We start from the raw sequence: 20,482 nt of genomic DNA, 5'->3' as shown, positions 1-20,482 counted from the left end.
CCTAGAGGTTAACAGATGGGCGTCTGCGGTCTGCCGGCTACTGCTTGAGCTTGAAGGGCTTGCCCTCGTAGAGTATCTTCTTGGCGAGATCGGGGGCGACCTTCTCCAAGTCGTCCTTTATGGACTTCAAGAACTCCACCTCGTCCTTCTCGTTGCGCAACTCGTCGGGGAGCATGCGCGGTATCTCCTCTATTATCGGGTACCACCTGCCGCAAGTCGGGCAGTATATCACGCCGGTCTCGATCTCCCATCTGTGGCACTCCTCGCAGGGGAGCGTGTCCGGCTTGGGGTGCTCCTTGATCTTCAGATCGCGGTAGGAGCAGTACTCCTCGCAGAAGGGCTTCCTGGGCCAAGTGTACTGCCTCTCGGGGTGCTCCGTCCTCTTGATCACTATCAGGCGGAGGGGAAATGTCTTGTCATAGGGGCACGCCAGAACGTCCATCAGCCTATACTTCATGCCATCTGGATAGTGCGCCTTTTTAAGTTATCTAGACGAACCCGTTGAGGACCAAGCTCTCCAGCGACTTCTCGAGGGGCTTTCTCAGAGATATTGCCAGGAGGGACGCGTACAGGATGGCAGAGGCGTAGAGCCCGGCGATCGGGGAGGCTACGGCGGCCGCGCCGGCGGCGAACGAGGCGAAGGCGGAGAGGCTCAGGAGAAACGTCCTCAGGCCTACCCTGAGAGGCCAAGTGTGTTCTCCCTTGATCTGGTAGGGGGACACGAGGGAGAATATATATGCGTAGAGGGACGCGAAGGGAGGTATCTGGCCCAGCGCCGCGATCGCGACCCCCAGCCCGTAGCGGGAGCCGAGCAGCCAGGCGGCCGCCCCGGCCGCGGCCAGCGGCGAGAGGAAGACGGCCGTGGACGCGGCTATCGCGAACAACATATGCCTCATGTAGCGGACTCCCAGAGACGCCGCGGAGATCCAGAGCCTCTCGTTGGCAACGGCGCCGGCCCCCATGAGCGAGGCCGACGCCGCCGAGGCCGCAAACACCGCCACTATGGCCGGGATGGGGCCGCCGTAGGCCATAGAGGCCGCGAGGTACGCGGCAGATGCGGCGGAGACCGCCAGCACCAGCCTGCCCATGCCCACCCTGCCGGTCCTGTACTGGACGCCGCCCCACGCGCCGCGCCCCACGACGCTCACGTTGTGTAGCTTAAGCAGATAGACCGCCTTGACGGGGCCCGCGCCTCTGAAGGAGACCTCGCGCCCCGCCAGCTCGGCGCCGCCGTGGGGATAGACGTAGGACTCCAGCCTCCTCAGCTCTGAGAGGGCCAGCGCGGAGAGGGCGGAAGCCGCCGCGGCGGCCAAGGCCAGGCCGGCGGGCGATCCCAGAAGGGCCGAGGTGGGGGCGTAGGGCCAGCCCAAAGCCGGCGAGATTAGCCAGGCTCCGAGGACGCCGGCGGCGAGGGCCCGGAGCTTGAGGGGGAGCCGGTAGAAGGAGACCGAGGCCGAGACCGCCAGCGCCGTCAGCGCGAGGGAAGCCGCCAGCGATTCGGCCAGGCCGAGGTAGGGCACTAGCAGAGACATGCTGACCACGTAGAGGAAGAACGGCCAGTAGAGGAGCAACTGCGCGGCGTAGAGGGAGGCCGCGAGGGCCCATCTGCCCACCGGCGTCTGGAGCAGGAAGTCGAGGTCCGCCCTCAACACGAGGGGCCCTCCGCCCAGCACCGCCAACGCGGTGATCAACGCGTCGAGCGAGACCGCCATCAACGCGAAAGGGGCCAGATCTAGCTTGGGCATTAACAGAGCCTGGAGGGTGATGTAGGCGGTGCTGACCCCCAGAAGGACCACGTAGGGGCCCGTGAAGCGCGACTTGACGACGAGCCCCAGAAGGCTCATGGCCCCCTCCTGATGATCTCGGCCACGGCGGCCTCGAGGCCTCTCTCCCGCGCGCCCGGCACCTCGGCCAGAGGGCCCCGCCAGACGATCTTGCCGCCCGACATGATCAACACCTCGTCGGCAAGGCGCCCGGCCACCGAGAGTATGTGCGTCGAGACCAGGACCGTGGGCCTCAGAGATTCGAGGAGAGACACCACGGCCTCTTGGGAAGGCACGTCCAGATAGTTGAGCGGCTCGTCTAGGAGGGCCACCTGCGGCTTGTGGACAAGGGCCATAGCCACGGCGAGCCTCTGCCTAATGCCCCTAGAGATCGAGGAGGCCTTGTAGCGCAGGTAACGCCTAAGCTCCAGCGCCTCCACGAGCTCGTCCACCCAGCCCCAGTCCTCGACGCCCCTCAAGGCCGCCATGTACTCCAGATTCTCCCTCACCGTCAAGGCCAGATACGGCTCGGGATCCTCGGGGAGATAGCCCGAGATGCGCCTGGCGTCCTCGGAGCCGGCCTCGAAGCCCCCCACCGACGCCCTCCCCCCGTCCGGCTTGAGGAGCCCCGCCAGGATTTTCAACGTGGTGGACTTCCCAGCGCCGTTGGGGCCCAGAAGCGCCGCCGCCCCGCCGCAAGGCACCCCGAAAGTCACGCCGTCGAGGGCCCTCAGATCTCCATAGCTCTTGACCAAGCCAGACGCCGCGATGCAGTCCACGGAGGTGCCAGGACATATCTATAAAACCGTTACAACGCGGAGGCGGCCTCTAGGGCCCGCGGCGGCGCCCCTCCGGAGATCCCAGGCGCCCCGGCAGATCTACGGGCGTTGCCCTCAGCGCCGGCGTCGTGCCGGGATCGCCCGCGCGTAGATCGGAGAAAAAGCTTAAAAATATATTGAAATATATGTAAAGGGGCCCGTAGCTCAGCATGGATAGAGCGGCGGAGGACCAGATCCGCCGAGCCTTCTAAGCCGTAGGTCGCGGGTTCAAATCCCGCCGGGCCCGCCATAGCAACAATATGGCCTTCAAGCCCGACACACCGCTACAGATCGTTCGACGAGTCTAAGAAACGGCGGCGCCGCCGTTAAACTCCTTCTTTAATTCCTCCTCTTTTCTTGCCATGTTGTTGAGGACCCACGTGGTTTTCGCGATCGCGGCGGGCTTCCTGGCGCTGAGGTATCTGCTGGCCGTCCCGCCCGCGGCGGCGCTGGCGGCGGCCGCGGCCATTTCGCTGGCCGTGAACCCCATAGTGGACTTCCTCGGCCACGAACACGGCAGGCGCAGTCCCCGCACCCACGAGCCCCTACACGCGGCCGTCCTGGGGGCAGCCGTAGGCGGAGTTCTGGGGCTGGCGATCCCCTACGCCGCGCCTTGGGCCGCCGCGGCGGGGGCCGTTGAGGCCCTCTCCCACCTCTTCCTGGACGCCTTCACTGAGCACGGAATATACGTGAGGCGCAACGGGAGGTACAAGAGATTTGCGTTCGCACACCTCAGATACAACGACCCGACAGCCAACGGGCTGACTGCGGCGTTCTCGATCCTCATAATCGTCGCCGTCCTCCTCCAACCCTCCCTTTCCTAAAACATCAGTCTAATTTCGTGGAAAAACGCCGGCGATGCCTCCAACCCTCTACGGCGGAGGCCAGTAGAAGGCTGTTTCGGAAAACGCGACAGTAAGGGGCGCTGTTGGGCAGAAAGCTGGCTGTCCCCGGACACAAAACGGTGTGTCGATCTGCCGTGGGAGATATCTGGAGCCGAGAAGATGTCGGACCCGAGCCGCGCGTCGAGGCAGTTCGGCAACCCTCAAGGGGCTGGAGCAGGCGCGATCACAGCCGCCTCTTTCCCGTTTTTCGCCTCTCGGCGAGCGCCGCCGTGACTTACGGCCTAAAACCTTATAAAAAGCTGTTCTACAGCTGAACTGCGGCGGTAGTCTAGCCTGGTTTAGGATGGCGGCCTTCCACGCCCAGCGCGAAGAGAGCCGTTGATCCCGTCAGGCCCCCACAAGGGGGCTGGGATAGGGTTCGAATCCCGGCCGCCGCACCAAGTTTCATGACGGGTGCCTAAAGATCCTCTCCGTCAAAAACAGACAGTATGGGGATCTTGCCGTTGGTTCCGTAAAGAAAAATGGGGCCGCCGCCGGGATTTGAACCCGGGTCAATGGGGCCACAGCCCACCGTTAGGGGCTTCCCTATCCTAGCCGCTAGACTACGGCGGCTTGGACCCTACGACACCACTACTATAAATTTTTTTCATTGCGGCTACCGGACAGACATCCTCCGAGATCAAGCTCCGGCGCTCCTTGTGGTGCTTCCGCCTCTTATGGATACCGCGTGCGCTACGTCCTCACTATAAAGTAGGTGCCTAGGGCCTTGGCGGCGAGCACTCCGCCTCTCTTCCTCAGCTCTCCGTCGACCACTATCGTGTGGAGGCCTCTCCTCAGCACTCTGCCCGTCACCTCGTAGATCCCGCCGTCGAGGGGCTCGAGGAAGTTCACCTTGAGCTCCAGCGTGACGTTGTTCTCGCCCTTGGCTGAGGCCATGGCGGCGAACCCCATAGTCGTGTCGAGCGCCGTCATGATCACGCCGCCGTGTATTATCCCGCCTACCCTCTCCAGCCTCTTGTCGTGCTGAAACACCGCCTTGGCATACCCGTCGCCGAGCTCGACCAGCTTGTATCCGATGAACGAGAGTATGCCCACCTCCGAGATCCTCTTGTTGATCGCGGCCAGGATCTCCTCGTAGTTCCCGCCCCAGGCCATGGGAGAGGCCCGACGTTAAGGTTTTTATTGTGTGAGGCCTATCGGTCTATGTCCGTCGGGGATTGGATTGCCTTGGGGATGGGCCTCTTCCTCCTCGGCGTCTTCCTCATGTTCCTCGCGTTTTTCCTGGAGATGGCGAGGAGGGGGGAGGGGGGCGGCGGGGAGAGGGCGGAGGCTGGGGGCGTCGTGATAATTGGGCCTGTCCCCATAGTCTTCGGGTCCAGCCAGAGAATTACGAAGGCCGTGTTGATCTTGGCGATTGCCTTGACGGTCTTGGTCCTAGCTCTGTACCTGCTTCTTTATTGGTACTAGCAACAACAGCGAGATCAAGAAGAGCGCGGCCAGTATCGCGGCTGTGACCAACACGGCTAGGCCGGCGAGCTGGGGTTGCCCGGCTCCGAAGCACACGGGGATGAAGAATAGGAAGACGCAGCCCGCCACGGCGGTCTGGGCGCCTCCCCCCATCTGTAGCAGGGGGGCCGCCGCCATGATGAAGAACCCTATAAGGACTAGGGCGAGCCCCGCCACGAACAGCTTGTTCATATGCCCTCCTCGCCCTGCCTATAAAAATCGTATCTCGGCAGAAACAGCTTGCGGCCTCCCGACCGGACGACCTCTATGGGGACTCCGTAGGTCTCCGACAGCACCTCGCCGTCCACCTCCTCGGGCTTGAGCTGCGTCGCCCTTCCTCCCCTCAGCAAGACCACCGAGTCGGCTATGTTTATGAGGTCGAGGTCGTGGGAGGCCACAACGAATGTCTTGAGCCTCTTCAGCCTCTGCAGGACGCCCATTATGGCGGCCTTGTGGGCCGGGTCCAAGTTCGCCGTGGGCTCGTCCAGCAACACCAGCCTGCCCTCTGCGAGGGCCTTGGCCAGCAACACGAGCCTCTTCTGCCCGGTGCTGAGCTCCGAGAATATGCGCCGCTCGTAGCCGCCTAGGCCGACGGCGGCCAGCCACGCCAGGTATCTGCCCGGCGCCCTCCCGCCGCCCGCCAACAACACGTCCATGACCGTCATGTAGGCGTCGGCGAACTCGGCGGGCATGTAGCCTATATCGCCGTCGACCTCCACGAAGCCCCTCTGCGGTCTGTATATGCCGGCTATGGCCCTCAGCAGAGTGGTCTTCCCCGACCCGTTGGGGCCCAACACCAAGTTCAGCCCCTCGACTATATCGAACGAGACGTCTACGAGTATGGGGACGCCGCCGAGGCTAACGGTCAAGCCTCTTACCCGCATGGGCCAGCGCGAGTATGATCACGGGCGCGGACAGCACCGAGGTTATCGCGGTGACGGGGATCGAGAAGCCGAGGAGGCCGCGGGCCAAGGCGTCTGAGGCGAGCAATACGGGCGCCCCCAGCGCCGCGCTTGCGGGGACCACGGCCGTCGCCGACCCGTTCCTCAACGCCATCCTGGCCATGTGGGGCACCATGAGCCCCAGGAAGCCCACGACGCCGACCTGCGACACTATCAGCGCTGTGGATAGGGATATGGCGGATATCCAGAGGAGCCTATATCTGTCGGGCCTTATCCTCCTGACGTGCGCCAGCTCGTCGCTTATGGCGACGAGGTCCATTCTGCGCGCCTCTCTGACGGCCGCGGCTATTAGCCCCGTCGCGGCGATGGCCAACAACGCGTCGGCCTTATAGCTGACGTAGTCTATGTAGCCGAAGAGCCAGAAGGCGAGGGGAGGTATCTGCGGCAGTCGGGACGAGAGGTACGAGAGGCCTATCGTCGTGGCGGCCGAGAATATGTACGAGACGGCGACGCCGCCTATGACGGTGGCGTACACGTTGCCTCTGCCGACCGCGAGCGTGGCTACGCTGGCCGCCATCGCCAATAGAAACGCGAGGGGGACCTGGTAGAGCAACATGTAGGCCGGGGAGAGGCCGGCGATCACCAACACGTACGCCAGGAGGGCCCCGAAGGCGGCCCCCGACGCGGTGCCCGTTATGTAGGGGTCCAGAAGGGGGTTTCTGTAGAGCGTCTGCATGACGGCGCCCGACACGGCGAGGGTGGACCCTATGAGGGCCGCCGCTATGGCGGCGGGGAGCCTAATGCCGTACACTATCACCGAGTAGGGCCCTCCCGCGAACAGCTTGTCGGGGGCCAGCAAGACGGCGCCCGTGGAGAGGAAGAGGATAAGCAGAGGGGGGAGGGATATCAGCGACAAAGAGATGAGGGTTCTTGTCCTCATCCCGTCGGTATGGGGCTGGGGAACTGTTGCAAGAACCACCTCGTGCCGATGCACTGCGGGGCGTTCCCCGTTATTATCTTGTTGAATATGGCCACCGCGTAGACCGACATAAGCGACGGCTGGTCGACCGCATCCTCGGCGAGGCCCGTGAGCACGTAGACCCTCCCGCTCTTGTAGGCCGCGACGCTTGACACGTGGGGTATTTCGTCCAGCGCCTTTAGGGCGTACGTGCAGTTTGCGCCCATACTGCCCAGCACTATCACGCTCGGGTTAGCCGCTATGAGGAGCGACGGCTCGAAGGGCCCCCAGCCGCCTTGGCCTATGGCGTTTACGCCGCCCGCAGCTCTTATCTCGGCCGCTATGAAGGTGTTGTTGCCGGCCGCGTAGAAGGACCCGTCTGGGTTTATCCAGGCTATTTGCGCAACGGTGACGTTGGTCTGCACGCGGTATTTCGCAAGCTCGGCCTCCATCCAGCTCACTACGGCGGCCGCCTTCTGGGCCCTATCGAAAATCTCGCCGAGGGCCTTTATATCCCTCTCTATATCGGCGAACGAGGAGGCGCGCGTTCCGTAGAGGAAGTAGACGGGCACGCCTATCTTCTGTATGTCCTTGGCCCACAGCGCCTCGAAGCCGCTGTCGACGAGGACTAAGTCCGGCTTCAGCAAGATTATGGCGTCTCCGTTAAATCCTGTGGGGCTCATGGCGCTTATCCCTATCACCTCGGCGTTTGAGGGGAGACAAGACGTGTAGTTGAGCTCCTGGAGTAGCTGGTAGCTGAACTGATCAAGCCCCACGATTCTGTTGCAGAGGCCCAGAGCCACGAGCATCTGAGTTATGCTAGGGGCCAGAGACACGATCCTGGCTGGCTCCGCCGATATTTGGACGGTCCTGTTGAGCGCGTCGACGACCGTTATGGGGTAGTACCGGCTGGTGACCGTCGTGGTGACGGTGGCCGTCGTCGTGGCTGTAACGGTAGTGGTTATTGTCGCGGTTGTCGTGACCGTCGTCGAGTAGGTTACCGAGGTGGTTTGGACCGCCGGGGCTTTCGAGTAATAGCCGGCGAGCCACCCGACAACTATGGCGATGATCGCCACGGCGGCTATCCAGACTTTCGAGACCATATAAGGGAGAAATATCCCGCATTTAAGCTTTGTGCAACAGCTGAGAGGGATATACCACCACCGATCTGCTCCGTCTGCCCTCGCCGTGCATCCTCACGGCCACATACCTCTGCGCTCTCTCAACGGCGTCGCGTAGCTCCTCCTCGGTCGGCCTCCGCCAGCCGGTCCCGGGCACCGGTATTAGGGGATCGATTATGAGGACCGCATCGCCCACGTTCTCTCTCAGATATTTCGCTATCCTCTCCACGCCCTCTGGGCCGTTGAGCCCCGGTATGAGGACCGTCTCGAACAAGGTCCTGACGCCTGCCTCCACCAGCGCCGAGATATTGCGTAGCACCGGCTCCAGCGGCTTGCCCGTGTATTCTCTGTGCTTCTCCGCATCGAGCGTCTTTATGCTTACGACCACTTCGCATGTGGCGCATCTGCGCAACTCGTCGAGCAGTTCCGCCGTCAACCTATAGGCGTTAGTCAGTAGCCTCACCCTGGCTCTGCCCGCCAGATGTCGTATCACGGCCGGCAAGGCGTCGTCCACCGTGGGCTCCTCGCCGCCCAACACGGCCTCCTCCATTCCGTCTGAGACCAGCTTGTCCGCGACCTCCTGGAAGGCCCGCAGGCTCAAGAAGCCGCCAGCCCTCAGCGAGGCCAAGGTTCGGCTGTCCAGATGGTGGTCCCACGGCGTCAGCCTCCTAATGCACCAGGGGCACGAGAAGTTGCATCCGGCGAATTGGAAGTAGGCGGATCTTATGTCGAGGTAGTACGTAACGTGGTAGATTCTGGTGAGCATTAGAACAGCCTTCTGAACTTCTGCAGGTTGTTGGGGAGCAACATGCCGGCCACCTTCTGGGGCGCCTTCTTGATCAACATCATCAAGACCGCCTCTACGAACTCCGGCGTCACCCTTACGTAGCGGTCCACCTCGTCGAGGATCTGGGGATAGCCCGTGACAGTCGACGAAGTGGCGGCCAGAAAGGCCAGCGTCTCCTCGAGGCCGGGCCCCAAGTCCAGCACCTCGACCCTCACGGCGGTCTGGGATCCCGGCGGCATGTAGTACGCGACGGCCACGTCGCCTAGCAGGCGTAGGTGGGGGTACTGGCCCGACGAGAGGACCGACGCGAAGTTCTCTCCGAACTCCTTCAGCCTCTCGCAGAGCCTCGCGGCTTTGGCCGACCCAGCCGCGGCGCCTTCCCGGGCACACCTGATCACCTCGTCCCTCAGCCGGCCTCCTTCGCACTCGGCGTAGTGTATCTCGGCCCACCGCGGGAGCACGTCCTTGAGACGGCCCAGGACCATGTACTCGCCGGGCCTCAACACCAGAGAGGCGGCCGCCCTATCGTTCACAGGCAGGCAGCCGCCGTAGAGCACTGAGAGGTAGCGCGATCTGACCCTCTTGGCGAGCCCTACCAAGGTGGCGCGCGCCTCCTCGGCGGCGGCGAGGAGGGACTCGACGGCCTTGTTCGCCTCCTCGTACTTTCCTCCAGGCACGGCCAGGTTGAAGGGCAACGGGTGGAGGGCGAGCTCGCCGTCCAGGAGGAGGATGTCGAAGTCCTTGAGCCCTCTGGCCTTCCGCCTGAGCAGGCGCGCCGCCAGCTTGCGCTCCAGCAACGCGGCGTGGCGCGAGAGGTCTTGTTCGTCCCTGTCCTCGAAATAGACGGCGCCGCCCAGGAATTTGTCCACCCCCTGCCTCGACCGCCCCACGTAGCCGTAGGCTATGACTGTGAAGACGCCGCCCACGAGCTCCAGAGGGGGGCTCCCGTAGGAGGAATCGACGGCATAGGCGTAGTGCTCGCCGGCTGGCCTAGGTATCTGCCCTATCGCGGCCTTGTCCCTTATCGACAATATGCTCTCGGCCAGCTTCTCCAGCCTCCCGAGCCTCTCGGCGCTTTTCTCCACGTCGTACTTCACGGCGTTCAGTAGATCGGGCTCCAGCCAGTACTCTATGTCCTCCACGTAGCTACGCAACCATGATAATTAAAAAGCCTCGGGCCAGGCCGGGCGGCTAGACGCAAGCGTTCTCTAGGACGGCCTTGCACTTGGCCTCGACGCCGCTGGGTATCTTGGGCACCACCTCCGCCACGACGCGCCTGACGATGTCCATCTTCTCCGACATCATCTTCTCGACGGCCTCGGCTGTGACCGGCTGGTGGGGGACCCAGATGTCGTAGTCCGTCACGAGCGCCAGTAGCGCGTAGCACATGCCCAGCTCCCGCGCCAGGTTTATCTCGGGGACCAGAGTCATGCCTATTATGTCGCAGCCGTACACGTCGCGCCAGATCCTGGACTCTGCCTTCGTGCTGAACCGGGGCCCTTCGATACAGACGTAACAGCCCGACGTGTGTACCTTGTTGTACTTCGAGGCGGCCTCGATCAGCGCCTTCCTGAGCTCCTCAGTGAAGGGCTCCAGCCCTATCTGGACGTGGCAGGTCCTCGGCCCGTCGTAGAAGGTGTACTCGCGGCTCTTCGTCATGTCGACGAACTGGTCAGGCACCACGAAGTCGCCTGGGGCGTAGTCCTGCCGGAGAGAGCCCACGGCGCTGACCGCTATCACGTGCCTCACGCCCAGCGCGTGGAGCGCGTATATGTTAGCCCTATACGGTATGCGGTGCGGCGGGTACTTGTGGCCTCTGCCGTGCCTCGGGAGGAACGCGACCCACCTCCCGCCCACCCGCCCCACTATGACGTTGTCGCTGGGGAGGCCGTAGGGCGTGTGCATCTGCACCTCTACAGGCGACTCGAATATGCCGGGGTCGTAGAGCCCGCTACCGCCTATTATGGCAACCGCCGGGAGCTCGTCGATGCCTAGGTCCTTGGCCGCGACAGGCGTGGACGTCACCTTCACTACCTTCATGGAGGTCGGAATAGGACGGCTAATTAAACTTCGCGCGCCCGGGCCATATTTTTAACTCGCGTCCAACTCTGTCACGTGTTGTCGGATTTCCTCAACGCGTCGTACGCCGATCTGGTCAAAAAGTACGGCGCAGTCAAAAAGGACGACGTGTACGAGGTCCCTCTGCAGAACGCCCCGTGGACCTTCTCCCGGCCCCTCTCGGCGTTTTTGAGCGCCGGCTCGACATATATAGTGGAGGGCGTGGACGTGAGCTGGGAGGGCCCCGGCGAGGTGTACGTCGTATTGACGAACTGGGAGGTGGGGTTCGGCCTCGTCCTGGCTCGGAGGAGGCGGCTCTTCAGATGTATAAGGAGGCAGTACGCGGCGCCTTACGGCGTGAGGCTCCCCCAGCACATCAGGGTAAGGCCGGTGGAGCTGGTCCTCTCGGACTCCGACGCCGTTGAGTGCGTCGATAGGCCTCTCGAGGCCAAGGCCATCGCCGTGCTCCCCTCGACGGTGTACGTCCTGAACTCGTTGCGGGTCGATCTAAGCAACGCGCGGTTGAGGGAAAGCCGACGAAATGTTTAAAAGGAGATAGTGCGTTGGGTATTAGAATGGGCGTTGAGTTCCCAGAAAAGGACGCCGAGGACATAGTCAGCCAATTGTTGGGCGGCGGCGAGGAGAACGAGATTATCCAATCCATAACCAAGGAGAAGGCCCTGATACATATACGGCTTGAGAAAAGGAAGAGCCACCTCGTCACCATAGTGGACTTCGGCAACTCGGACGACGCGAAACAGCTGGGCATAAAGGACCTGGCGAGGGAGCTCAAGAAGAAGCTGGCGGCCGGAGGCACCATAAGGGACAGCTGGATCGAAATACAGGGGGACCACCGCCAGAAGATAAAGAAGATGTTGATCGACATGGGCTTCAAGGAGGAGAACATACTCGTCGACGAGGAGGTCAAGGAGGTTTGATGTCTGAGGAGGCCCGGAGGCTTGCCGAGAGCGGCGACTACAGAGGCTTGGCGCTCCTATGCCTCAAGGCACTGGACTCCTCGGATTGGGACGAGGCATGGGCCAAGGCGTCCGAGCTGGCCGAGAGGACGAGAGAATATGTAATCTTGAAGTTTCTGGCGGCCGCATACGCCTTGACCAACGACAGAATATATAGCCTATTGACGGAGTCGGGGAGGGAATTCCTGGCGAGGGATTTAGCCGTATGTATAGATAAGGTCAAGCAACTGTTGGGTCTACATCCTCTGTAGTATCGGGATCCCCAAGATGTTGAGCCCGTTCCTCATGACCGTCCTCACGGCGTGTACCAACGCCAGCCTGAAGCTCCTCACCGGCTCCTCCGACTTTATGACGGGATACTTCTCGTAGTAGCTGTTGAACAGAAGGGAGAGGGAGTTGAGGTACTCCGATATGTAGTCGGGCCTCAGGTCGCGGGCCGCCGAGGCCACAGTCCACGGCCACATGGCCAGCCTCTCCACCAGCTCTGCCTCCTCTGGCTGAATCTGGGGCGGTATCTGGGGCGGGGAGCCCGGCGCAGAGCCCGCCTTCTCCAGGATCGAGGACGCCCTGACGTAGGTATATTGCAGAAACGGCCCGGAGTTGCTCCTCATGTTGAGGACCACGTCCCACTTGAAGTCTATGGGCTTCCGCGGGGAGGCCGATAGGTAGAAGAAGCGGATGGCGCCTGCGCCGACCTTCTCCCCCACCACCGAGGCTACCTCTCTGTCCTTCTCCTTGACCACATCGGCCGACCTCTCGGCGGCCTCGTCGAGTATCTCGTCCAGCGCCACGTACTGCCCCCTCCTCGCCGACATCTTCATGCCGGGCATGTTAACCATCTCGTAGGTGTAGTGGACCAGCTTCTTCGCCTCCTCGCGGTAGCCCAAGGCGTAGAGTATGATCCTCACGTGGGCTTGTTCGTGCGTCTGTTCGGACGAGATGACGCGGATCACCTTGTCGACGGGCCGGCGGCTCTGCCAGAGGGCGTAGGCGACGTCTCTGGTCACGTATAGCGTGGTGCCGTCGGAGCGCGTAAGCGTCACCGGCGGGATGAACTTGGGCAGATCCAGCTCCTCCCTAAGCTTGAGGTCCTCCGCGAACTTGTCGGCCCTAAACACCACGGCCCCCTCCTTGTACTCTATATAGGCGGGCCACCTCCTCCTCAGATCCTCGACCAGCTGGGCCGCCGCGTTGTTCCAGACGGCGAGCTCGCTCTCGTAGTCCCAGCTGTCCACGGATATTCCGAGACGCCTCAACGTCTCTTGCTGGCCTCTGAGCACAAGCCCCACGACTGCCCTCACCTTTCTCTTGACCTCCTCGTCCCCCCTCTCGTAGAGCCTGTTGAGCTCCGCGGCCTCCGCCGAGAGGTCGCGTTGGCCCAGCCTCTCGGTCAAGGCGTTCACCAGATCCGGCTCCACGTCGAGGTGGCGCTTGATGACGCCCAGCCACTCGTCGATCTCGGCCAAGATCTCCCGCCTCTTCTCGTCGGGCTGGCCCTCCGCCAGCTTCTTCAGCCTGTTTATCTCCGCTATCGCCGTCGCCACAGAGTAGACATAGCCGACCGCCAGATCGGGCTTAACGCCTCTCCCGATCAGCTCGTCGACCTCCCGCCGCGCCGCCTCGTACCCCAACGCGGCGTACATGACCTGCGACCCGCAGTCGTCGACGTAGAAGTGGACCTCGACCTCGCTACCGCAGAAGCGGAGGAGCCTAACCAGCGCGTCGCCCAACACGGCGTTGCGCCCGTGGCCCACGTGTAGCGGATGCAGAGGGTTGGCGGACGTGTGCTCCACCAGATATCTGCCGTGCACGCATCTGTCTGAATAGCCGTACCTATCGCCCATTGCGTAGACGGCCTTGAAGAGCTCCTCGGCGAGCCTCGCCGGGTCGACATCTGCGTTTATGTAGAGGTTCTCTAACCTGACATTCGTTAGATATTTGAACGTATAGGTCGAGAGTATATCGGCCACCTTCGACGGATCTACTTTAAATTTATGAAGGCGAGCTGATATGAACGCAAATTTAGATGGGAAGTCGACGTCCGGCTTCCCCTGAAGCGAGAGGGTCGCCGAAATCCTCGCGAGCAAGCCGTCGAACTCCGACAACACAGGCTGTAGCGGATCCACTTAGCGGCCTACCCAACGGCTTATAAAAACTTCGCCCTTTGAGGAGCGGTTAAGTTCTGTACGGATACCCAAGAGGCTCGGACGAAAATTCGCGGTAAAATACAGTTAAAAGACCTACTTCCTGGCCGGAGCTATAGGGCCTAGCCCGTACTTGCTCCTCGCCTCGTTTATCCTCGCCACGAGGCCCTCGAGCTCGCCTGCGGCCTGTCCAGGGTCTATCACCACCGCGGCGGCCGCCGAGACATTTATGCCGGCAGCCTTGCCGAGCTTCTCCTTGGACGGCACGTAGATATAGGGCACCTTCTTCTCTTCGCACAGAATTGGGAGGTGCGCCACGACCTCCGGCGGGTCGACGTCCTCGGCTATCAGCACGAGCTTAGCCAGCCCTCTCTCGACGGCTTTAGTGACCTCGTTTGTGCCTTTCTTTATCTTGCCTGTCTGCCTCGCGGTGTTTAGGATCTCGTACGCCTTCTCTGCGAGCTCGGCGGGCACCTCGAACCTCACGTAGAATGGCTTACCCTGCACCGAGTTCGCGTAAAATGTCTTGGGGTCTACGGTGGTTGCCATGGCCTTGCAAATTAGGTCGGATATAAATATTTTCGAGCGGCTCGGCTTTCCTACTTGGCCTTCTGGGCCTTCCTGGCCTTTCTAACCCAAGCCAAATCCCTTGGATCTCTGCCGTATTTGGTCGCGTTGACGAAGCATCTGTGGCTACAGAACCTCAAGACGGTGCCGTCTGCCTTTACATACATTATACCGAAGCCGGGATTTATCGGCGCCCCGCAGAAGCTACACCTATAGACCCTCATCTCGCCGAGATCTTCCTGGCCTCTCTTTCGGTCTCCCTAAGCATTACGATATCGCCCAACCTCACAGGCCCCTTGACATTGCGCGTCAGCACTCTGCCCTTATCTCGGCCCTCCAGCACCCTCACCTTGACCTGCGTCACCTCGCCGGCCACGCCAGTCCGCCCTAGTATCTGGACCACTATAGCGGCGACGGCGTCTTCGTAGGGCGAAAACTTGACCTCTTGAGCCATGCCGTCAAGATGGCGGCCCTTTATTAATTTTTCCCGCGGAGGCGACTCCGCCTCTTAAAACCTAAGCAGATCGGCCGCGGCCTGGCTACAAGCCTTTTATACTGGCGAAAAGGTGGCGCCATGCGAGGGGAATGTGCTTGAGGGGAAAGACCTCAGCTTTGGCTACGGCAATTTCAGAGTATTCGAGGACATAAATATCGCGGTTGACGAGGGGCAGATCGTCGCTATAGTGGGCCCGTCGGGCATAGGGAAGTCCACCCTTCTGAGAATTCTCGGCGGGTTCCTCAAGCCGTTGACCGGCTCCGTCCTCCTTTTCGGCAAGCCCGTGGTTAGGCCGACGCCTCAGATAATGCTGGTGCATCAATCAATTGTCACGTTCCCTTGGATGACCGCCCTGGAGAACGTCATGTTGGGGCTCCAGTATATGAAGATGGATCGGAGGGAGGCCGAGGAGGAGGCACGCCGGATCTTGGAGCTGGTGGGGCTTAGGGGCTTCGAGAGCTTTTACCCCAAGGAGATGTCGGGAGGCATGAGGCAGAGGGTGGCCATAGCGAGAGCTCTGGCCGCCAGACCCTCGGTGTTGCTTATGGACGAGCCCTTCAGCCACCTCGACGAGCTGACCGCCGAGAACCTCAGACGCGAGATCTACGACATACTTTTTAACGAGTCCACCTCGCTGAAAGGGGTCGTCCTCGTCTCGCACAACCTCTACGAGGTGGTGGAGCTCTCGGACGTCGTCTACGTCCTGAACGGCCGCCCCGCCCACGTGGTCGACATAGTCAACATAGACCTTCCCCGCCCCAGAAGCCTAAAGGACCCCTCAATAACGAAGTACGTGGACATGCTCTACACGAGCTTGACCTCGCCCAGGGAGCAGAAAGAGGGTGAGATATGATCGGCTATCTCGAGATAGCCCTCGCGACGGCGGTCTCGACGGCTAGAGTCCTGGCGTTAATAGGGGCCTCCATAGTCACTGGCTGGCTCCTGGGCTATATAGCCATCAAGAGCAAGGTTTTCGAGAACGTCTACACGTCGCTTATAGGGGTTTTCGAGTCCGTCCCGGTCTTCAGCTTCTTCCCGGTGGTCCTAGTCTTCTTCGTGAGCGGCATCGGCGGATATCTCGGGGCGGAGCTCGCGGCGGATTTCTTGGTGTTCACGGCCGTTGTGTGGAACATCTGGATAGGCATATACCAAGCCTTCAAGACGGTCCCGAGGGAGATGGTGGAGGTGGCCGAAAACGTGAGGCTGGGCTTCTTGAGCAGGATGAGGCACCTCTACATACCCTATTCCATGCCGCGGATAGCGGCCAACCTAATGCCCAGCTTCTCGGACGGATTTTTCTACATAACCGTGAGCGAGGTCTTCTCCGTGGGCTCCTCGCAGTACAGCGTTTTCGGGATAGGCTCAGTCATAGCGGAGCTGACCGCCGAGGGGAATTGGGGAAATCCCGCCTTCGTGCACCGCTACCTGTTCGCTCTGGGCATGCTGGCGCTTGCGGTGGGCTCCGTGATCTACGGCTTCAGGGAGCTCGCCAACTATGTGGCCGGGAAATACGCCATAGACAGCTCCATGCCCGTTAGGAGGATCAGGCTGATACCTCCGTGGCTGGCCAGAGGCGTGGGAGGGCCTCTGGCGAGGATTGCCAGGATCACAGCGGCGGTCCAGAGAAGGGCGACGCGGGAGCCCGTGTGGTACGAGGAGGAGAAAGGCCACGAGCATCTGTTTAAGGTAATAGGCGCGGCTGTAGGCCTCGCCATGCTCGGCGTCGTCATCTACGGCGCCATATCCGTGATCACGTCGACGCCGGCCTCCCTGTGGCGCGGTCTTCTGGACCAGACCGGCCAGATCTTGTTGGCCCTGGCGCTGGACTACGGCAGGGTTTTCGCCATAACGTTGCTGTCTATGGCCTTGGCCGTGACCCTCGGCTACTACCTCGCAACGCATCACGAGGTCGAGCGCGTCGTCGTGCCGGCGATACAGGTCTTCGCGGCCTACCCCGCCCCCGTATATTTCCCCCTGATCTTCGCGGCGACGTACCCCGTGATCTACGGCGTGCTGGGGTACTACGGCAACGAGCTCTACGCCATACTCCTGGGCTTCATATCTACGTTCTACTACGTCTTCTACAGCTTTTGGATGGGCCTTAAGGCCATGCCGCACGAGATCTGGGAGCTCATGGATAATCTGAACCTATCCTACTGGGGGAGGTTAAGGCTGATTCTGCTCCCGGCCGCTATGCCGTACCTAGTAGCCGGGATCTCGTCGACTATCGACAGCGCCTGGGGCGGCCTAGCCATAGGCGAGTATTGGCCCGGCATATACGACGGTCACGACCTAGCCGTTGGGAACGGCTTGATGAAGCTCATAGTGATATCCACGGCCGAGGGCAACATAGCGCTCGCCGCGTGGGCTTCCTTGATCTTCGGCGTGGTGGTCGTGTTGTTCGCGATATTCTTCACTAGAAGGTTGATGGATCTGGCCCAGAAGAAGTACGTAGTGGAGGAGGCCATATACGCGGCCTAGACGCCTCTCCCTCTAGGGTAATACAAATCGACGCCGGCCAAGCGCTCAACAGCTGACTAAAACTTTCAGCCTACTCTACTATATAAACCCTACAGTTAATTTAGCCGTGAGGGTAATTCTGGGCACGCCAGTTAGGACGGAACCCAAGCCCTGGCTCTATTTCGGCGTAGACGCGGTGATGATAAACGCCTTGGATGCCGACGGGAGGGCCAGAGAGCTCTTGGGGTTTGAGGGCGAGCTGTGGGTCGACTCGGGAGGCTACCAGATACTCAAGAGGGGCCTCTCCATATCGCCCTACACACTGGCTAAACGTTATCGGAGCATCGGATGCGACGTCTGCCTATCCCTCGACATACCGCCGACCCCTTCGGATCCGCCGGACGTGGCCGATAGAAAGGCCGAGGCCTCCTACAGGAACTGGCTGGTCCTCAAATCGGAATTGCCGGGGGCCAGGATAGTGCCGGTGGTCCACGTATATCCTGACGAGGGGCTCTTCTTGAAATGGATCAAGCGCTACGACGGGGCCGAGGAGCTGGCTGTGGGCGGCGCCGTGCCGTATATACTGATCTCCCGCGGAGTGCCCCGCGGCTCGCGCTCAGTTGCCTTAAGGCTGATTGCGATGGCCAGGCGCGAGTTCGGCGGCAGACTCCACGCGCTTGGGCTCGGCAGCCCGTCCATCTCGGCGGCTCTTGAGGCGCTTCGTATAGACTCGACCGACAGCGCTACGTGGAGGCTCAAGGCCGCTTACGGCAAGGTGCTTCTGCCTGGAGGGGGCGAGCGGCACGTGACCGATCGCCAGGTGAACTTCGGCAAGAAGAAGGCCAGAGACGACGAGCTGGTTGAGCTCTATCGGTTCCTGAAAAGCTCCGGCTTCCCCGTCCTCGACGGGTTCGAGGACTATATAGCCCGTCTCAAGGCCAGTTTCGAGTACCGCGCCCTCGTCAACGCTTGGATAGTGTTGAGGAGCCGCGAGCCTCCGCGGTCGAAGATCTTCCAGAAGCTTTATCAACAGTCGTTAAGCCTCCTCCGTGTCGATACGCCTCTCCAAAAGACCCAGTAGGGTAAAGCTCAGGGGACGGGCCGAGGCGGTATGCCCCGTGAGCAAGACAGTCGACGAGTACGTGGTCGAGGTCGAGTACGTGCCGAGGGAACACGCCTTGTTGATAGAGGAATTCGAGAAGATCTTGGAGAGCTATAGGGGCAGAGAGATATTCCACGAGGAGTTGGCGGTGGATATAGCCGAGAGGATAAGAAACGCCATATCGCCTGCATACGTCAAGGTCGTTGCGAGGTCGACCTACAGAGGCGTGGAGGTCGAAGTGACGGCCGAGATCGGCGGCCAGCCCACTATATATATTTAGGCGCTCCGCTAGTCGCTCTCATGATCGCCGCTGAGGGGCTCGGCAAGAGGTTCGGAGACGTGTGGGCGCTACAAGACGTCACGTTCTCGGCCGACGCCGGGCGCGTTGTGTCCATCTTAGGCCCTAACGGCGCTGGCAAGACTACTCTGGTGAGGATACTGATAACGGAGCTGTTGCCCACGAAGGGTAGGGCCTACGTCGCGGGCCACGACGTGGTCAAGGAAGCCGAGAAAATAAGGCGTAGGATAGCCGCAGTTCCGCAGGAGGGCTCGCCCATAGGGTTCCTCACCCCCTACGAGTTCGTGTACGCCTACCTCCTCTTGAGGGGATACCCCCGACGAGAGGCGCGGCGAAGGGCCGAGCAGGCGTTGGCGGAGCTCCAGCTCTCCGACGTGAAGGGGAGGGAGATACAGACCTTGTCGGGCGGCACTAAGAGGCGCGTGCTCCTCGCGGCCGTCCTAGCCGCCGACGTGGACGTGGTGTTCCTCGACGAGCCGACCACAGGCTTGGACGTATTCTCGCGCAGGATTGTGTGGAACGCAGTGTCGTCGATGAGGCGGAACGGCGTCACGGTTCTCCTGACCACTCACTACGTGGAGGAGGCCCAGTCGTTGAGCGACTACGTCGTTTTGATAAACAAGGGCAGGGTGGTGGACGTGGGCTCTCCCGGGGCCTTGATAGAGAAGGTGCCGGGCAAATACGTGGTCGAGGCATACGGGATCCCTAACTCGATAGATAGGAAGCCTCATATGGCCATAGGCGATAGGGGGATATACTTCGTCGACGACCCCGGCGAGATCGCCGACAGCTTGATCAGAGCCGGGGCTAAAGTGAGTATACGGCAGAGATCTCTCGAGGACTACGTGTTGTATAGGATAGGAGCCATATCGGAGGAGTCATGAAGAAGCTCTTGAGGGACATACTGGTGATTGGTTGGCTCAACGGCTGGGTCCCGCTAGTGCGTAGCTGGATCTGGCTTGTGGCAAACTCCGTGACGCCCCTCAGCTTCTTGATAGTTCTGGCCATTTACGCGGGCGAGGCCGGCCTTAGATGGGGTTTGCTGGGAGGCTTGATATGGACCGTCGCGTCTAACGGCATATCCTTAATAGGCGACGCCACCTTCTACAGGCTGGAGATAAAATTTCAGCAAATGTTGGTGGCTGCACCGGTGAGCCCAATCGCCTACGCGCTCGGCCTTGCGCTGAGCTCGTTCATATTCGCGGCGCCCGCCATAGCCTTCTACGCAGGCTACCTTGCAGTGCTCGGCGCGTTCACGATCATGGGAGCCGCCGCGCTGGCAATCTCCATGATACTGCTGTGGGTGTCCACGGCGGGCTTGGGCTTCGCCATATCGACCCTCATCAAACAGATGCGGTACGCCTGGGCCGTGCCGGGTATACTGAGCGCGGTGTTGTCGGCCATGGCGCCTGTCTATTGGCCGGCCACCGTGTTGCCCAACGAGCTTCTCGGCGTCCTGTTGCCGACGGGCGCGGCGGGCATAATAGGCCAATCGGCTCTGGGCATGGTCCGCTACGGCGCCTATGTGATCGTCGCGTCTTGGATCTCGCTCGTTATATACGCCGTAATTTCGCTGATTCTACTAGCCAAGGTGGCCCGGTGGAGGCAAGTCTAGCTCAGCGTCTGCCGGTGCCGATAGAGGCCGGTTGGGCTATGGCTCCGTCGAAGTCTCCTGCGGCT

At 61.3% G+C, this 20,482-nt stretch carries 26 protein-coding genes and 3 tRNA genes; 13 read left to right on the top strand and 16 right to left on the bottom strand.

The genetic code is table 11. The features are described 5' to 3' along the window. Window positions 1-37 precede the first annotated feature (37 nt). The 3 genes from TUZN_RS07335 to TUZN_RS07325 are packed head-to-tail and all read right to left on the bottom strand — an operon-like array spanning window position 38 to window position 2,542. The gene (locus tag TUZN_RS07335; RefSeq protein WP_013680325.1) at window positions 38-457 is read right to left on the bottom strand and encodes a Trm112 family protein; all 420 of its coding nucleotides are present in this window, start codon (window positions 455-457) and stop codon (window positions 38-40) included. A gap of 31 nt (window positions 458-488) precedes the next feature. Next, window positions 489-1,844, bottom strand: coding sequence for a hypothetical protein (locus tag TUZN_RS07330; RefSeq protein ID WP_013680324.1), 1,356 nt, complete (start codon window positions 1,842-1,844; stop codon window positions 489-491). Beyond that, window positions 1,841-2,542, bottom strand: coding sequence for an ABC transporter ATP-binding protein (locus TUZN_RS07325; protein WP_013680323.1), 702 nt, complete (start codon window positions 2,540-2,542; stop codon window positions 1,841-1,843). The genes TUZN_RS07330 and TUZN_RS07325 overlap by 4 nt, the downstream gene beginning before the upstream one ends. A 193-nt stretch (window positions 2,543-2,735) precedes the next feature. On the opposite strand from TUZN_RS07325, the gene TUZN_RS07320 reads away from it, so the two are divergent. From TUZN_RS07320 to TUZN_RS11055, 3 genes are all read left to right on the top strand, one after another. Continuing rightward, window positions 2,736-2,831: transfer RNA gene (locus TUZN_RS07320), tRNA-Arg, on the top strand. A 112-nt stretch (window positions 2,832-2,943) separates the two neighbouring features. Then, window positions 2,944-3,405, top strand: a complete 462-nt coding sequence (locus TUZN_RS07315; RefSeq protein ID WP_013680321.1) for a DUF1286 domain-containing protein — start codon at window positions 2,944-2,946, stop codon at window positions 3,403-3,405. Between the two features lie 338 nt (window positions 3,406-3,743). After that, window positions 3,744-3,866: transfer RNA gene (locus TUZN_RS11055), tRNA-Gly, on the top strand. Window positions 3,867-3,948: 82 nt separating this feature from the next. On the opposite strand, the gene TUZN_RS07310 is transcribed toward TUZN_RS11055, so the two are convergent. Together TUZN_RS07310 and TUZN_RS07305 are read right to left on the bottom strand one after the other, a co-directional pair. Then, window positions 3,949-4,038 (bottom strand) — tRNA-His (locus tag TUZN_RS07310). A 120-nt stretch (window positions 4,039-4,158) separates the two neighbouring features. Then, window positions 4,159-4,581, bottom strand: a complete 423-nt coding sequence (locus TUZN_RS07305; protein ID WP_013680320.1) for a PaaI family thioesterase — start codon at window positions 4,579-4,581, stop codon at window positions 4,159-4,161. 48 nt (window positions 4,582-4,629) lie between these two features. On the opposite strand from TUZN_RS07305, the gene TUZN_RS07300 reads away from it, so the two are divergent. Continuing rightward, a complete protein-coding gene (locus TUZN_RS07300) occupies window positions 4,630-4,893 on the top strand; it encodes a TIGR00304 family membrane protein (RefSeq protein WP_052886165.1) in 264 nt (87 codons plus the stop codon). On the opposite strand, the gene TUZN_RS07295 is transcribed toward TUZN_RS07300, so the two are convergent. From TUZN_RS07295 to TUZN_RS07265, 7 genes are read right to left on the bottom strand one after another with little or no spacing between them, the layout of a single operon-like run. After that, window positions 4,861-5,124, bottom strand: a complete 264-nt coding sequence (locus TUZN_RS07295; protein WP_013680318.1) for a hypothetical protein — start codon at window positions 5,122-5,124, stop codon at window positions 4,861-4,863. The two genes, TUZN_RS07300 and TUZN_RS07295, sit on opposite strands and share 33 nt — an antisense overlap. Beyond that, the gene (locus TUZN_RS07290) at window positions 5,121-5,816 is read right to left on the bottom strand and encodes an ABC transporter ATP-binding protein (RefSeq protein WP_013680317.1); all 696 of its coding nucleotides are present in this window, start codon (window positions 5,814-5,816) and stop codon (window positions 5,121-5,123) included. The genes TUZN_RS07295 and TUZN_RS07290 overlap by 4 nt, the downstream gene beginning before the upstream one ends. Next, window positions 5,791-6,774: a FecCD family ABC transporter permease gene (locus tag TUZN_RS07285; protein ID WP_052886164.1), complete on the bottom strand. Its 984-nt coding sequence runs from the start codon at window positions 6,772-6,774 to the stop codon at window positions 5,791-5,793. Before TUZN_RS07285 ends, TUZN_RS07290 begins: the two co-directional genes overlap by 26 nt. Next, window positions 6,771-7,895 carry an ABC transporter substrate-binding protein gene (locus tag TUZN_RS07280; RefSeq protein ID WP_013680315.1) on the bottom strand — a complete coding sequence of 375 codons (1,125 nt, stop codon included), beginning with the start codon at window positions 7,893-7,895 and terminating at the stop codon, window positions 6,771-6,773. Before TUZN_RS07280 ends, TUZN_RS07285 begins: the two co-directional genes overlap by 4 nt. Window positions 7,896-7,917: 22 nt before the next feature. Further along, entirely contained in the window at window positions 7,918-8,679 is a 762-nt protein-coding gene (locus TUZN_RS07275; RefSeq protein WP_013680314.1) for a radical SAM protein, read from the bottom strand. Beyond that, window positions 8,679-9,842, bottom strand: coding sequence for a DNA double-strand break repair nuclease NurA (locus TUZN_RS07270; RefSeq protein WP_013680313.1), 1,164 nt, complete (start codon window positions 9,840-9,842; stop codon window positions 8,679-8,681). Before TUZN_RS07270 ends, TUZN_RS07275 begins: the two co-directional genes overlap by 1 nt. Window positions 9,843-9,891: 49 nt before the next feature. Then, window positions 9,892-10,740: an S-methyl-5'-thioadenosine phosphorylase gene (locus TUZN_RS07265; RefSeq protein WP_013680312.1), complete on the bottom strand. Its 849-nt coding sequence runs from the start codon at window positions 10,738-10,740 to the stop codon at window positions 9,892-9,894. A 75-nt stretch (window positions 10,741-10,815) separates the two neighbouring features. On the opposite strand from TUZN_RS07265, the gene TUZN_RS07260 reads away from it, so the two are divergent. From TUZN_RS07260 to TUZN_RS07250, 3 genes are read left to right on the top strand one after another with little or no spacing between them, the layout of a single operon-like run. Next, window positions 10,816-11,307, top strand: coding sequence for a hypothetical protein (locus tag TUZN_RS07260; protein WP_013680311.1), 492 nt, complete (start codon window positions 10,816-10,818; stop codon window positions 11,305-11,307). Window positions 11,308-11,333: 26 nt separating this feature from the next. After that, on the top strand, window positions 11,334-11,696 hold the full coding sequence (locus TUZN_RS07255) for an SUI1 family translation initiation factor (RefSeq protein ID WP_013680310.1): 363 nt from the start codon (window positions 11,334-11,336) through the stop codon (window positions 11,694-11,696). Then, window positions 11,696-11,986, top strand: coding sequence for a hypothetical protein (locus TUZN_RS07250; protein ID WP_013680309.1), 291 nt, complete (start codon window positions 11,696-11,698; stop codon window positions 11,984-11,986). The genes TUZN_RS07255 and TUZN_RS07250 overlap by 1 nt, the downstream gene beginning before the upstream one ends. Here TUZN_RS07250 and TUZN_RS07245 read toward each other — a convergent pair. The 4 genes from TUZN_RS07245 to TUZN_RS07230 all read right to left on the bottom strand — a co-directional run bounded on the left by TUZN_RS07245 (window position 11,972) and on the right by TUZN_RS07230 (window position 14,900). Beyond that, on the bottom strand, window positions 11,972-13,861 hold the full coding sequence (locus TUZN_RS07245; RefSeq protein WP_013680308.1) for an arginine--tRNA ligase: 1,890 nt from the start codon (window positions 13,859-13,861) through the stop codon (window positions 11,972-11,974). The two genes, TUZN_RS07250 and TUZN_RS07245, sit on opposite strands and share 15 nt — an antisense overlap. A gap of 114 nt (window positions 13,862-13,975) precedes the next feature. Then, window positions 13,976-14,428, bottom strand: coding sequence for a 50S ribosomal protein L7Ae (rpl7ae, locus tag TUZN_RS07240; RefSeq protein WP_052886162.1), 453 nt, complete (start codon window positions 14,426-14,428; stop codon window positions 13,976-13,978). Between the two features lie 50 nt (window positions 14,429-14,478). After that, window positions 14,479-14,670, bottom strand: coding sequence for a 50S ribosomal protein L24e (locus TUZN_RS07235; RefSeq protein WP_013680306.1), 192 nt, complete (start codon window positions 14,668-14,670; stop codon window positions 14,479-14,481). Continuing rightward, on the bottom strand, window positions 14,667-14,900 hold the full coding sequence (locus TUZN_RS07230; protein WP_013680305.1) for a 30S ribosomal protein S28e: 234 nt from the start codon (window positions 14,898-14,900) through the stop codon (window positions 14,667-14,669). The genes TUZN_RS07235 and TUZN_RS07230 overlap by 4 nt, the downstream gene beginning before the upstream one ends. Before the next feature lie 133 nt (window positions 14,901-15,033). On the opposite strand from TUZN_RS07230, the gene TUZN_RS07225 reads away from it, so the two are divergent. The 6 genes from TUZN_RS07225 (at window position 15,034) to TUZN_RS07200 (ending at window position 20,417) form a co-directional block, all read left to right on the top strand. Continuing rightward, a complete protein-coding gene (locus TUZN_RS07225) occupies window positions 15,034-15,795 on the top strand; it encodes an ABC transporter ATP-binding protein (RefSeq protein WP_013680304.1) in 762 nt (253 codons plus the stop codon). After that, on the top strand, window positions 15,792-17,423 hold the full coding sequence (locus TUZN_RS07220; protein ID WP_013680303.1) for an ABC transporter permease subunit: 1,632 nt from the start codon (window positions 15,792-15,794) through the stop codon (window positions 17,421-17,423). Before TUZN_RS07225 ends, TUZN_RS07220 begins: the two co-directional genes overlap by 4 nt. Before the next feature lie 106 nt (window positions 17,424-17,529). Beyond that, the gene (locus tag TUZN_RS07215; protein ID WP_013680302.1) at window positions 17,530-18,483 is read left to right on the top strand and encodes a tRNA guanosine transglycosylase family protein; all 954 of its coding nucleotides are present in this window, start codon (window positions 17,530-17,532) and stop codon (window positions 18,481-18,483) included. After that, window positions 18,452-18,784, top strand: coding sequence for a GTP cyclohydrolase I (locus tag TUZN_RS07210; RefSeq protein WP_148678619.1), 333 nt, complete (start codon window positions 18,452-18,454; stop codon window positions 18,782-18,784). The genes TUZN_RS07215 and TUZN_RS07210 overlap by 32 nt, the downstream gene beginning before the upstream one ends. A 20-nt stretch (window positions 18,785-18,804) precedes the next feature. Further along, on the top strand, window positions 18,805-19,686 hold the full coding sequence (locus tag TUZN_RS07205; RefSeq protein ID WP_013680300.1) for an ABC transporter ATP-binding protein: 882 nt from the start codon (window positions 18,805-18,807) through the stop codon (window positions 19,684-19,686). After that, entirely contained in the window at window positions 19,683-20,417 is a 735-nt protein-coding gene (locus TUZN_RS07200) for an ABC transporter permease (RefSeq protein WP_013680299.1), read from the top strand. The genes TUZN_RS07205 and TUZN_RS07200 overlap by 4 nt, the downstream gene beginning before the upstream one ends. The last annotated feature ends 65 nt before the right edge of the window (window positions 20,418-20,482 follow it).

The sequence above is a fragment of the Thermoproteus uzoniensis 768-20 genome, from assembly GCF_000193375.1.
GTDB classification, from domain to species: Archaea; Thermoproteota; Thermoprotei; order Thermoproteales; family Thermoproteaceae; genus Thermoproteus; species Thermoproteus uzoniensis_A.
This window is presented reverse-complemented; position numbering and strand designations above follow the sequence as displayed.